Annotated in this window: 11 protein-coding genes; 5 read left to right on the top strand and 6 right to left on the bottom strand. The window is 62.0% G+C overall.

What is annotated here, in order from left to right; genetic code table 11:
* Positions 1-63 precede the first annotated feature (63 nt).
* Both VGL22_RS00155 and smpB read right to left on the bottom strand, forming a co-directional pair.
* Positions 64-1593 (bottom strand): leucyl aminopeptidase, encoded by a 1530-nt coding sequence (locus VGL22_RS00155; protein WP_465264843.1) that lies wholly within the window; start codon positions 1591-1593, stop codon positions 64-66.
* Positions 1594-1671: 78 nt separating this feature from the next.
* Complete coding sequence (gene smpB / locus VGL22_RS00150; RefSeq protein WP_465264842.1) at positions 1672-2226, bottom strand: SsrA-binding protein SmpB; 555 nt, start codon at positions 2224-2226, stop codon at positions 1672-1674.
* A 202-nt stretch (positions 2227-2428) separates the two neighbouring features.
* Here smpB and VGL22_RS00145 point away from each other — a divergent pair, with 202 nt between their 5' ends.
* The 4 genes from VGL22_RS00145 (at position 2429) to VGL22_RS00130 (ending at position 6898) form a co-directional block, all read left to right on the top strand.
* The gene (locus VGL22_RS00145; protein ID WP_465264841.1) at positions 2429-5068 is read left to right on the top strand and encodes a cohesin domain-containing protein; all 2640 of its coding nucleotides are present in this window, start codon (positions 2429-2431) and stop codon (positions 5066-5068) included.
* A 1-nt stretch (position 5069) separates the two neighbouring features.
* A complete protein-coding gene (locus tag VGL22_RS00140) occupies positions 5070-5537 on the top strand; it encodes a prepilin-type N-terminal cleavage/methylation domain-containing protein (protein ID WP_465264840.1) in 468 nt (155 codons plus the stop codon).
* A gap of 37 nt (positions 5538-5574) precedes the next feature.
* On the top strand, positions 5575-6012 hold the full coding sequence (locus tag VGL22_RS00135; protein ID WP_465264839.1) for a type II secretion system protein: 438 nt from the start codon (positions 5575-5577) through the stop codon (positions 6010-6012).
* Between the two features lie 241 nt (positions 6013-6253).
* A complete protein-coding gene (locus VGL22_RS00130) occupies positions 6254-6898 on the top strand; it encodes a hypothetical protein (RefSeq protein ID WP_465264838.1) in 645 nt (214 codons plus the stop codon).
* 14 nt (positions 6899-6912) lie between these two features.
* Here the strand turns inward: VGL22_RS00130 and yihA are convergent, their stop codons facing one another.
* Entirely contained in the window at positions 6913-7503 is a 591-nt protein-coding gene (gene yihA, locus VGL22_RS00125; RefSeq protein WP_465264837.1) for a ribosome biogenesis GTP-binding protein YihA/YsxC, read from the bottom strand.
* A gap of 168 nt (positions 7504-7671) precedes the next feature.
* Between yihA and VGL22_RS00120 the strand changes: the two genes are divergently transcribed.
* Positions 7672-8454, top strand: coding sequence for a GlcG/HbpS family heme-binding protein (locus VGL22_RS00120; RefSeq protein WP_465264836.1), 783 nt, complete (start codon positions 7672-7674; stop codon positions 8452-8454).
* Positions 8455-8580: 126 nt separating this feature from the next.
* Here the strand turns inward: VGL22_RS00120 and VGL22_RS00115 are convergent, their stop codons facing one another.
* The 3 genes from VGL22_RS00115 to VGL22_RS00105 all read right to left on the bottom strand — a co-directional run bounded on the left by VGL22_RS00115 (position 8581) and on the right by VGL22_RS00105 (position 12763).
* Positions 8581-9162, bottom strand: a complete 582-nt coding sequence (locus VGL22_RS00115) for a M48 family metalloprotease (RefSeq protein ID WP_465264835.1) — start codon at positions 9160-9162, stop codon at positions 8581-8583.
* 205 nt (positions 9163-9367) lie between these two features.
* Complete coding sequence (gene lon / locus VGL22_RS00110) at positions 9368-11779, bottom strand: endopeptidase La (RefSeq protein ID WP_465264834.1); 2412 nt, start codon at positions 11777-11779, stop codon at positions 9368-9370.
* 138 nt (positions 11780-11917) lie between these two features.
* Positions 11918-12763, bottom strand: coding sequence for a hypothetical protein (locus VGL22_RS00105; RefSeq protein ID WP_465264833.1), 846 nt, complete (start codon positions 12761-12763; stop codon positions 11918-11920).
* Between the last annotated feature and the right edge of the window lie 218 nt (positions 12764-12981).

Below are 12981 nucleotides of genomic sequence, written 5' to 3'. Positions count from 1 at the left end.
TTCAACCGTCCACCCACTAACTCCTGGCTGCTGCTGAGCAAGCTAGAAGCTGGCAGCTGGAAGCTATCCGCCGTAACTCCTCACCCACTCCAGAATCGACCGCACCGCCACCCCGCTCGGTCCCCTGGCGACATACGACCGGTTCTCATCGATCCACGCCATCCCCGCAATATCAAGGTGAATCCACGGCGTGTCTTCGGCAAACACATGCAGAAACTCAGCCGCGGTAATTGCCCCGCCGTAGCGGCTCCCGCCGGTGTTCTTGATATCGCCGATATCGCTCTTGATCATCTCCGCATACTCGTCGCCCAGCGGCATGCGCCAGAACTTCTCGCCGGAAGTTTCGAGCGCACCCTGGAACTTCGCATACGTCTCATCGTCGTTTGAAAAGGCGCCCGCGTTATGCGTGCCCAGCGCCACCCCAATCGCGCCCGTCAGCGTGGCTGCATTGATCAGATGCGTCGCTCCAAGCTGTCTCGCATAGGTCAGGCCATCGGCCAGAACCAGCCTTCCCTCCGCGTCCGTATTGATGATCTCGATCGTCTTGCCCGGCTTGTCCGCGGAGAGCGGCATGGCGGTCTGCACATCGCCCGGCTTCTGCGCCTTGCCGTCCGGCATGTTTTCGGTCGCGCACACAATCGAGACAACGCGCACCTTCGGCTTGAGCAGCGCGATGGCGCGCATCGCGCCAATCATCGCCGCACCTCCAGCCATGTCGTACTTCATCTTCTCCATGTTGTCTGAGGGCTTGATCGAAATGCCGCCCGTATCGAACGTGATCCCCTTGCCGACGAGGCCCAAAATGGGCCCATCCTGCACGCCCTCCGGCTCATAGCGCAGCACAATCAGCGCCGGCGGCTCCTCCGATCCCTGCGCCACGCTCCAGAAGGCGCCCATCTTCAGCTCTTTGATCTTCTCGGTGGAGTGCACCTCGCACTGCAGGCCCGCTTCCTTCGCCATCGCGGCAGCGCGGCGGCCAAACTCCGCCGGAGTCAGCTTGTTCCCCGGCTCGTTCACCAGCGTTCGCGCAAAGTTCTGGCTCTCGCCCACAATCACGCCCTCGCGGAAGCCGGAATCCACGGCCGACGTGTTCGCTCCCGGAGCCGCCACGGTGAACGTCTGCACGCTCAGGTCCTGGCGGTCGCTGCGATAAGTGTCGGGATCGAAGTCGCCCACAAACGCGCCCTCCACCGTGGCCCGCGAACACGGACCCGGCGGCAGGAATTCCGCTTCCGGCAACGCAAACACCAGTTCGCGGATCCCGCGGGGCTTGGTGAAGCGCACCGCCGTGCCCGCCGCATTGCGCACTGAATGCATGGTGGCCCTGGCCTGTTTTCCCAGCCCCACAATCAGAAGGCGCCTGGCTCTGATACCGGCTGGCGCATGGAGAAGCAGCGTCTCATTGGCCCCGGCCTTGAATTCGCCGCTGGCCAGAACCTGGGCGGCCGCCGACTTCAGCGCCCCATCCCCGGTGAGCAGCTCCGGTGCGGGCCGGGCGTCCGGGCCGGTGCCGGTCTGCGTGTCCACGGCCGTAACAGCCAGCAGTTCAGTTTCAATTCGCGATAAAGGAGAGTAAGAGAGTTCCGTGCGCATAGCGCGATTATTTCATTCGCCGCACGGCAAGTGTCACCCCGCAAGAACAACAGCACGACAACCAGGTGGCGTCGGCCGTCAGACCTTGTGCCGATGCTTGCTCGCGTTGATGGCGGAGCGCGCCTCGCGGTCGGCCTCCCGCTTCCTCTCCGTCTCCCGCTTATCCCAGTCCTGCTTGCCTTTCGCCAGCGCAAGCTCGCACTTCACGCGGCCGTTTTTGAAGTACAGCCGGGTGGGGATGAGCGTGTGCCCCTTTACCTGCGTCTTTGACATGAGCTTGCGCACCTCTTCGCTATGCAGGAGGAGTTTGCGCGTGCGAGTCTCATCGTGATTGGCGATATTACCGTGGGAGTAAGGCCCAATATGAGCATTGAGCAGAAACGCCTCGCCGTCCTTCACCAGGCCGTAGGCGTCCTTGAGGTTGGCTTTGCCTTCGCGGATGGACTTGACCTCCGTGCCCCGCAGGGCGACGCCCGCCTCGTAGCGCTCCAGCAGGAAATAGTCGTGGCTGGCGCGCCGGTTCTGCGCGGCATCGCGCTCTCCGCTGGCCACCGGGTCGCGGGAACGCGCCGGCTTGGGAGCCGTGCCGGTGCGGGCGGCCGGATTAATGGTATGGCTGGACTGCCGGGGCATGGTCAAACTTCCTTGAATCTTCATCGTAGCACCGCGGTGAATGACGGCCGCCGTGCCGCGGAGCTTTGCTAAAATGAGGCCAGGTTGGATGGGTGAACCACCCCACAACACACGCGTACAGGGCCGCCAAATCAGCCAGCCCGCAGCCGGGCACCTGGGGGCTGCGGATCGCCGATCGACCCCACAGACGCCAGGGAGTTTGATGAACCGCGCTGGTTTTCCGGCTGCCCTCAGGCACGCCCTATGCATCGCCCTCTTCTCCCCTTTGATTCTTGCCGGCGTGCCTTCGATGCGCGCATTCGCTCAGACCGCCGAGCCCGCCAGCAATCTCGCGGCCCCCACCGCCTCGTCGAGCAAGCTCTACAAGGAAGGCCAGATAGCCGAGCAGCGCGAAGACTGGGACGCCGCCTACAACGCTTACGTGGCCGCCGCTAACAAGAATCCCAGAGACCTCCGCATCCGCGAAGCGATGTATCGCGTGCGCGGCCAGGCCTCCGCCGTGCACATGCTCAAAGGCCGCCAGTTCCTGAATGCCGGCGATCTGCAGGGCGCCCTCACTGAGTTCCTTCACGCCGCCGAAATCGATCCCGGCAATGAAGCCGCCGGCCAGGAGATCGCGGCCATCCGCGAACGCGAAAATCAGGCCGCCGCCCAGCCCAATGCTCTTACGCCCGAGCAAATCCAGCAGCAGCAACTCGCCTCCATCGGCTCGCCAGTTGAGCTGAAGCCCGTCACCAATGAGCCGCTCACCCTGCACATGACAGAGGACTCAAAGACCGTCTACCAGGCCATCGGCCGCGCCGCCGGCATCAACGTCCTCTTCGATCCCGACTACAACTCCAAGCGCATCCAGGTCGACCTGACCAACTCCACGCTGATGGACGGCCTTCGCATCGTCGGTGTGCTCTCCAGCACCTTCTGGCGCCCCATCACACCCAACACCATCTTCGTCGCCCAGAACACGCGCTCCAAGCGCACGGAACTCGACGAGCAGGCGGTCCAGACGTTCTACCTGACCAACGCCTGGCAGCAGAACGACCTCAACGATGTCCAGACGGCACTGCGCAATGTGCTCACCAACATCAAGGTCTACGGCCTCGCCAGCCAGAACGCTTTGGTCGTCCGCGGCACGCCCGACGAACTCCTGCTGGCGCAAAAGCTCATCAGCGATCTGGACAAGGCCCGGCCTGAAGTGGTGGTCGACGTCGCCGTGATGGAAGTGAGCAAAAACTGGGAGCGCAACCTCGGCATCCAGTGGCCGGCCAGCGCCAGCGTCACCATCCAGAGCAGTACTGCAAGCACTTCATCCACCTGCGCCACCGGCAGCACCGACTGCACCAGCACCGGCACCACCACCGGCACCACGCTCTACGATTTCGCTCACCTCAATTCGAACAACTTCGCTGTCTCCGTCGGCACCGCCACCGCCAACCTGCTGCTGAGCGATTCGAACACTCGCATCCTGCAAAATCCGCGCCTGCGAGCTACTGACATGCAGAAGGCGAACCTCAAGATCGGCGAACGCATTCCCATTGCCACCGGTTCTTACCAGACCGGCGCCGCCACCGCCCTGGTCAGTTCACTGGTCAACACGCAATTCCAGTACATCGACATCGGCGTCGAGATTGAGATAACTCCCACGGTGCACGCCGACCGAGACATCACACTCAAAACCAAGATGTCCGTCACCGCCCAGGCAGGTTCGGTCACCATCAGCGGCGTCACGGAGCCCATCATCGCGCAGAAAACCTCCGAAGAGGTCGTGCGCCTCAAAGAGGGCGAAGCCAACATCCTCTCCGGCATCCTCAATCAACAGGACCAGGTGAGCTGGAGCGGTATCCCGGGACTGAGTTCCATCCCGATTCTGAAATACCTGTTCGGAGCCAAGGACCACACCATCTCCAACGACGAGGTTGTGTTCCTGATGGTGCCGCACATCGTGCGCGGACCAGACATCAACGCCACCAACCTGCGCGCTATTGATACCGGTTCCGGCCAGAACGTCGAACTGCGCCGCATTGCCGCCGAAGGCCCCGGCGCCAATAACCCGGCACGGGTGCAGCCGGTCGCAACCCAGTCCATCGCTCCCCATTCGCCCACAGTGCCGGTGCAGCCGGGGCTTGCTACCGTTCCCGGTGCGGGGAGCGCCTCCGCGGCCGCGCCGCAGGCGCTTGAGCAGCTCAGAGAAGCTGCCGGAGGGGCCAATCAAGTTCCGCAGACCAACCTCCAGGTCAAGCAGCCGGCCACCACAGCCTCGGGCGAGGCTCCGCCCACACCGCCTCCCGGACCGCCGCCTGGGACCAACGAACCACCAGCCATCCCGGGCCAGCCGGCGAATCCTGCTGCGAATCCAGCCCCACCCAATCCCGCCCAGCCCAATGGGACTGCGCCCAATGCGGCCTCCAATGCGGCTCCAGCCGCGGACAATCCCGCCAATGTCAAGTTCATGATGAACTCGCCGGGCCCCGTGACCATCGGATCCTCGTTCCAGGTGCCGGTTGTGATCAGCAACGCGAACGACATCGTCTCCGTTCCCCTGCAGATCCAGTACGATCCCGCCCAGCTTTCGCTGGTGAACGTGGGCCCTGGCGATTTTCTTAACCGTGATGGTCAGGCAGTTGCGCTAGTGCATAGAGACGACGGCCCCGGAACCATTACAGTGAATGCGTCACGCCCGCCGGGTGCGCCTGGCGTGGGCGGTGCCGGCGTGGTTTGTATGCTCACTTTCCAGGCCAAGGCGCAGGGCTCAACCTCGATTGTGATCTCCCGGCCGGGAGCCATGTCCAGCGGCCAAAAGCCCGTGCAGGCGCGCGGTTCGCAGGTCGACATCACGGTGAAGTGACATGAATTGCGCATCGGCAATCCGCAAAGGCGAGCGAGGGCTCACACTGGTCGAGTTGATCGTGGCGGCGGCCATCCTGGCCATCCTCGCCTCCGCGGCCATTCCCATCGCGCGCTTTCAAATCAAACGCGAAAAGGAACGCGAACTCCACTACGACCTGTGGATGATGCGCGACGCCATCGACAAGTACAAAGACGCCGCCGATAAAGGCGCCATTCAGACCAAAGTCGATAGCCAGAACTACCCGCCCGACCTCGAAACACTGGTCAATGGCGTCGACATTCAGGGCAAGAAAGTGAAGTTCCTGCGCCACATCCCCGTAGATCCCGTCACAGGAAAGGCCGAGTGGGGCCTCCGCTCCATGCAGGACGACCCCAAATCCGACTCATACGGCGGGCAGAGCGTGTTCGACGTGTATTCCAAATCGCAGGGCACCGCCCTGGATGGAACCAAGTACTCCGACTGGTAAGCCGAGTTTGCTCTTCGAGAGAAAGCTCTCGGAGGGTATGCTCGTTCGAGGTAAGCATTTGATGGTGGCGCGCACAAACCGAAAGATCCGCCGCAGCGCAGGCTTCACGCTGGTGGAGTTGATGATCGTGATGGCGATCATCATGATCCTCGCCGTGGTGGCCGTCCCTGCCTATCAGGCGGCGATCCGCGCGGCCCGCGAAGCCGTGCTTCGCGAGGACCTCCACGTCATGCGCAACGCCATCGACTCCTACACCGCCGACAAGCAGAAGGCCCCGCAGTCGCTCGACGATCTCGTGCAGGAAGGCTATCTCAAAGCCATCCCGGACGACCCCATGACCCACAGCAAAGAAACCTGGGTCGTCGACACCGGCACCGACCTGCACAGCACCGACCAGACCGACCCCGGCGTCGACAACGTCCACTCCGGCAGCCAGGAGCAAGGCAGCGACGGCCAGCCCTACTCCGCCTGGTGACCCTCAGCCGCACATAGGCCTTGTAACTCGCACGACTTTGCAGTTCGCTGAGCAAGGTCTCAAGACAAAGGTTTGCAACAAGGGCACGACTTTAGTCGGGCCGATACGTGCCTCTTTTTGTTGGTTCGGCTTTAGCCCCTGCAAAAGATGGTCGACCGAAACTGCATTTTTGTGGCTTCTTCAACAAGATGTTCAGTCGAGCCCGCAAGCGTCTTCAACAAGAATCGAGCTTGAACCCCGCATGAGCCCCACCCCGCCCATCGACGCCACCCTTCTCGCCGAACTCGAAGCCGTCTACGCCTCCTACTTGTCCCTCCATCCCGAGACCGGCCTCGGCGGAAAACTGCTCTACGCCGGCCAACTCGACCAAACCGGCTCCCGCCTCGTCCGCGCCGCCAACATCGCCGGAGCCGCATCCCTCAGCGCCGCTCCTGACTCCGCTTTGCAACGCTCCGCCATCCGCGACGGCGTCGTCGACTTCCTCGTCACATCCGTCGACGAAGCCCTGCGCATCCTCAAAAACGAGATCCGCAAAAGCAATGCCGTCTCGGTCGGAGTCTCCTGCTCCCCCCCGCAACTCGTCCGCGAAATGCGTGACCGCGGCGTACTTCCCGATCTGCTTCCGGCAAATCTCGCTGCGGAATTACCCGACCTCATTGCCCAGGGAGCGCAGCCGATCGCGTCGGCCACACCCGGCAATCGCTTGTTCACCTATCCGTCGCCAGCCCCCGACCTCGATCGCCGCGCCCTCGAACTGATCCCGGAATCCGACCACGCTGCTCGCCGCTGGCTGCGCCTGTCTCACCGCTATCTAGGCCCCGCCGCACGCCGCATCCGCTCCGTACCCGCGGATGCCGCAATAGCCGCGGCCCTGACCAAGCCCTGATCCCGCCGGACACCCTACGACTCCGCCCTTACCGCCTCGATCCGCGCCCACAGTTCTTTAATCCCCGCGCCGGTCTTCGCCGACACGGGCACAATGGCGTCCGTCTCCAGCCCCTTCTTCAGCGCCGCCATATTCCGCGTGCGCTCATTCCCGCTCAACCGGTCCGCCTTCGTCGCCACCACCACATACTCCCGTTCCGCGTGCTGCAGCCATTCCACCAGCTGCTTGTCCCGCGGCTGCGGCGGAATATTCGAGTCCACCAGGCACACGCACAAACCCAGCACCTCGCGTTCCGCCAGATACGGCTCAATGAACTTCGGCCACTCCGCTGAAATCGACTTTGAAATCTTCGCGTAGCCATACCCCGGCAAATCGGCAAACACCAGCCGCCGCCGCTCGCTCTCATCCAGCAGCGCAAAAAAATTAATGGCCCGCGTCCGCCCCGGCGTCGACGACACCTTGGCCGCCTTCTCTCCCGCAAGCGCGTTCAGCAGACTGGACTTGCCCACGTTCGATCGCCCCAGAAACGCGATCTCCGGCACCGAAGGGGCAGGGAACTGCTCCGGTGCCATGGCCGACAAAAGAAACTGAGTGGTATAGCGCATCGCTTCTGAGCATATCCTGCCGCATGGCTCTCACCCCTCACTGACCATCTTTCCGATTGCGCCGCGCGCAGGCCTGTGCTACGTTTTCGCCGGCCTTCAGAGAGTCCGCGGGCTCCTCCCAAATCCATCGCCGGAGTCTCTCTGTCTGCCTTGAGAGGGCTTCCCCACATGAAAAAACTCAGCTTTCTGTCACTTGCGCTGGCATTGTGTCTCACCGTGCCGGTGCGCGCGCAGGGCGACCGCGATCACGACCGCGACGCCTGCAAAGACCTGCCCTCCTGGAGCCAGCTCAAGTCGGCTCTCATGGCAGCACGCAACCAGACCAACGGCGGCTTCAACCTCGACATGTGGGGCACCGTGGTAAATCGCGACGGCGTCGTCTGCGCCGTGGCTTTCACAGGCTCCGATCGCGGCTCGCAGTGGCCAGGCAGCCGCGCGATCTCCGCGCAGAAGGCGAACACCGCCAACGCCTTCAGCCTTCCGCAACTCTCCCTGTCCACCGCCGACCTCTACAGCGCCGTCCAGCCCGGCGGCAGCCTCTACGGCCTGCAACACAGCAACCCCGTCGATACTGCCGTAGCCTATGGCGGCAGTTCCTCCAACTACGGCCAGTCCAACGACCCCATGGTAGGCGGAAAAATCGGCGGCGTGAACGTCTTCGGCGGCGGCCTCGCCCTCTACAACGCGCAGCACAAGCTCATCGGTGCGCTGGGGGTAAGCGGCGATTCCTCCTGCGCCGATCACAACATCTCCTGGCGCACCCGCCACTCGCTGAACCTCGACTTTGTGCCCGGCGGTGTCGGCCCTGACTCCAGCCGCCCCGACAACATCGTCTATGACATCACCACCGCCACCGGCGTGATGATCGGCACCAGCCCCACCGGATGGGGCCACCCCGTATGCAGCGCGGCCGCCCAGTCCATCGCCGGATCCCTGCCGCCCGTGCAGTAGTGCCGCCCGAGTCTACCTTCACATCAGGCCCATGGCTGCTTGAAGGGTCAGTACAAGCAAACGGCGCTTTCCGGTTGGACGGAGAGCGCCGTTTGCTTGTGTGGCCACGCCGCTGCTTGGCGTTTGTTACTGGGTTACCGCTTGCGGCATGGCAGCCAGTACCTCCTTGACCGCTTCAATCGGATCCACCTTGTCATCCAGCTTCTTGAACAACTGGGCAATGTAAGCCGCCCGGTCCTTTCGCGCTGGATGAGTGCCGATTTCGCGATCGTCCATGATCCACGTACCTTTGTCGGGACCTACCGCATCTTTAATATCGTCCTGGGAAATCCCCGCGTTCAGCATCAGTACGGCGCCAATCAGGTCAGCCGCTACTTCGTGCTTGTTGGACGACAGATCGAGTCCGGCCGTACCGATCTGTTCACCGATATTTCCTGCACAAACATGGGCGAATTCGTGCGCGATTGCGAACTTGACCACAATCGGCATCTGAGCTCCCACATCGGCGAGAAGTTTAGAGATCTGAACTTGGACTTGATCCTTACTGTTGATGTGCTGTTGACCGTCCAGGCCGCCGCCAGAGTCAACGTGAATGTCATCGATAACCGGCATACCTAACGCCGAAGGTTCTTCGCCTGCGAAGAAGAGCTTCTTCGCCACAGGTAGCAGGCTCGCCATGAATTTCTTACGGTCCGAATCGTTTTGCATGGGCTTCAACCTCCTGCCAGATGGTATCCGACACCCAGGCTACCCGAGTCAACGCGGAAATCGCTTGGCCACGAACATTTCATAAACAGCATTTCGTTGCCACCTGCCCGGCGTGCAGGCGAACCGAATGCTAAAACAGCATTCACTCAAAAACAGCGGGCGCGCGTTCCAAAGAACGCGCGCCCGCCATGCTGCTTGCGTCGGCCTACTGACGCGAAGACAGGTTTCCCGTCATTTCTGCCTGCGGCACTGCCGTCAGCACCTCTGCTTCCGGCGGAACCGGCGTCGGCAGCGGACTCTCCAGCGCCAGCGCCAGCACCTCATCCATCTGATCCACAAAGTGCAGCTTCATGTGTTTCTTGATGTTGTCCGGCATCTCCTGCAGGTCCTTCTCATTGGCCCGCGGCAGAATCGCCTCAAACAGACCCGCGCGCAGCGCCGCCAGCAGCTTCTCCTTCAATCCGCCGATGGGCAGCACCTTGCCGCGCAGCGTAATCTCGCCGGTCATGGCGATATCGCGCCGCACCGGAATCTTCGCCAGCGCGCTCGCCAAAGCCGTTGCCATCGTAATGCCGGCACTCGGCCCGTCCTTCGGGATCGCTCCCTCCGGCACATGCAGGTGGATGTCCACGTTGCGATAAAACTCCCGTGAGAGTCCCAGCGCCTGCGCCTTGCCGCGAATATAGCTGAGCGCCGCCTGCGCCGACTCCTGCATCACATCGCCGAGCTGCCCCGTGATGGTCAGCTTGCCCTTGCCGTCCAGCACCTGCACTTCGGTGGTGAGAATCGATCCGCCCACCTCCGTCCATGCCAGCCCGGTCACAAGGCCCACTTCGCTCTTCTCGTGCACTTCCGATTCGCGATAGCGCGGCACGCCCAGGAACTCCGCCACATTCGCGCCCGTGATCTCTTCCTTGTGCTTGGCGCCGTTCTTCACCACCTTGCGCGCCACCTTGCGGCACAGGTTGCCAAGCTCGCGCTCCAGGTTGCGCACGCCCGCTTCACGCGTGTAGTTGCGGATGATCTCGAGAATGGCATCGTCCTTGATCACCACGTTCTTCTCGGTCAAACCCGTCTGATCCCGCTGCTTCTTCACCAGGTACTGCCGCGCAATCTCCAGCTTCTCCTGCTCCGTATACCCCTGCAGCCGCAGAATCTCCATGCGGTCCTGCAGCGGCGCGGGAATCGTGTGCAGCACATTCGCCGTCGCCACAAACAACACCTGTGACAGGTCGTAATCCACGTCCAGATAGTGATCCTGGAACGTCGTGTTCTGCTCCGGGTCCAGAACTTCCAGCAGCGCCGATGCCGGATCCCCCCGGAAGTCCGAAGCCATCTTGTCTACTTCGTCCAGCAGGAACACCGGGTTCTTGGTCCCCGCCTTCTTCATGTGCTGAATAATCTGCCCCGGCAGCGCGCCGATATACGTGCGCCGATGCCCGCGAATCTCCGCCTCATCCCTCACGCCGCCCAGCGACAACCGCACAAACTTGCGCCCCGTCGCCTTCGCAATCGACATCCCTAGCGAAGTCTTGCCAACGCCCGGAGGCCCGACAAAACATAAAATCGATCCCTTCGGATTCTTCACCAGTTGCCGCACAGCCAGAAATTCAAGAATGCGCTCCTTGATCTTCTCGAGCCCGTAGTGATCCTCGTTCAGCACCTTCTCGGCGTAATCAATCGAGCGCGTTTCCTTCGACTTCTTCTTCCACGGCACCGCCAGCAGCCAGTCAATATAGTTGCGGCTCACCGTCGACTCAGCCGACATGGGCGGCATCGCTTCCAGCTTCTTCAGCTCCTGAATCGCCTTGTCCAGCACATCCTTCGGCATGCCCGCCGCTTCAATCTTCTTGCGCAGCTCGTCGTACTCGCTCTTCTCGCCGCGGCCCAGCTCCTTCTGGATCGCCTTGATCTTCTCGTTGAGGTAGTACTCCTTTTGTGCCCGCTCCATCTGCCGCTTCACGCGCGACTGGATGTTGCGATCAAGGTCCAGCTTCTCAATTTCGATATCGAGCACATCCGCAATGCGCGCTAGCCGCGCCGCCGGATCGAAGATGCTCAGCAACTCCTGCTTCTCTTCAATGCCCAGTTGCAGATTGGCCGCGATCACGTCCGACAAACGTGATGCCTCGTCCATCTTCACGCTGGCGATGATCGTCTCGTAGTTCAGCGACTGCTGCAGCTTCACATACTGCTCGAACAGTGACGTGACGCGCTGCATCAACTGCTCCACCGCCGGCGTCATCTCAAAGTTCGATTTGCCCATGCGCACCGTGGCCACAAAAAAGCCATCGCGGTCCGTCACGTCCATGGACTTGGCGCGCTCCACGCCTTCCACCAGAACCTTGATATTGCCATCAGGCATCTTCACGCTCTGCACAATGTTGCAGACCGATCCCACCTGGTAAATCTCTTTCGCCTTCGGCTCGTCGATGGAGGCATCGTGCTGCGTGGCCAGAAAAATCTTGCGATCGCCGTTCAGAGCTTCTTCAAGCGCGCGCACGCTCGACTCGCGGCCCACCACGAAGGGCGTCATCATGTAAGGGAAGATCACCATGTCCCGTATGGGCATCATGGGCAATTTGCGCGGCTCGTTCTTTTCTCGGGAAGAAGTCATATTTACCTAACCATTCGACGCGCCAGAACTGCTATGGATGCGCGACTTTCAGGAACAGCCCGAGGGCCTTGTTGGGATTGTACAGCGGATTGGAAATGGGCAGTCTCAAAGAGTGTCGAGGCATCGGCTAATTTGGGCCTACTGATTTTCGCCACGCACATAGAGCACAGGACCGCCGGGACGCATGCCCTGCGCAAGGCGCGCCGCGGTGCGCGGATCGACAGGGTACACCGCGATCGGCGAGGCCAGTGTGAACTCCATTTCCGACTCGGCAGGAATCACCGCGATCGATGGCGGCGTGCTTGCCGCAATCGCCAATCCCACACCCGCCCCTACGCCGGCGAAGACGGCGTCTCCTTCAGCCCGCTGTTTTGCGGTAATGCGTTCGACTTGCCGGTAAGGGTGCGTGCTCCCATCCTCCCAGGTGATTGTTCTGGGAGGCGGCATCGACGCTTCACCCAGCAGCGCTCCCACCGCCGCCCCTGTCGCAGCCTTGTGAACCGTCGGCCGCGTCTTGCTCTGTCCCACCACCTTGAACGGCGGCGTATACAGCGGATAGCTCCTGCCGTCCAGGCTCAAAGCGGTCAGTTGCAGCGTCAGATTCGATGCGCCCACGAGCCGCCCCGCCTGTTTCGCAGAAACTACGGTTCCAAACACGGTTGCGCCGCAGGGAATAATCAGGACGCCGCCGACCACCACATCCCGCGTCACGGTGAACGAGAGCCGCGCGCCCTCCCTGCTGCTCCGGGAACTGATGGGCATGTCGTTCATGACCTGCAGCGGCGTGTCCTCAAGCACCGTGACGGCTCTGCCGGTCGCGAAGCGAACTTGATCGGGCGTGTCGGAGGAAGAGCGGTGAAGGGCGCCGCCTGCGGAAGCATCCGGCGAGGACGAAATGCTTCCCTCTGACGCCGTCACGGGCAGCGCGGCCTGCGAACACTGGGCAGCCGCAGCCGTCCAGCTCAAAGCAAACATCGCAATCAAAAAACAAACTCCCCGGCAGCATGCGCTGAGCCGGGGAGTCACAATCATCGCCATTACGAACCTCTTTCAAATACGGCTCGAAACAGGCAGTCTTATCCCGCCTTCTCCAGCAGACACAGCGACAGATCCCGCCGCTCCACCATGTCGCTCGTGATCTCCAGATCGCGCACCCGCTTGTTATTCGGCAGGTGGTACATCAGGTCGAGCATCAGTTCTTC

Origin of the sequence: Occallatibacter sp. (assembly GCF_036502485.1) — a bacterium.
Taxonomy (GTDB): Bacteria; Acidobacteriota; Terriglobia; order Terriglobales; family Acidobacteriaceae; genus Telmatobacter.
Note: the sequence above shows the minus strand (reverse complement) of the source record. Positions and strands in the feature narration are given on the sequence as shown.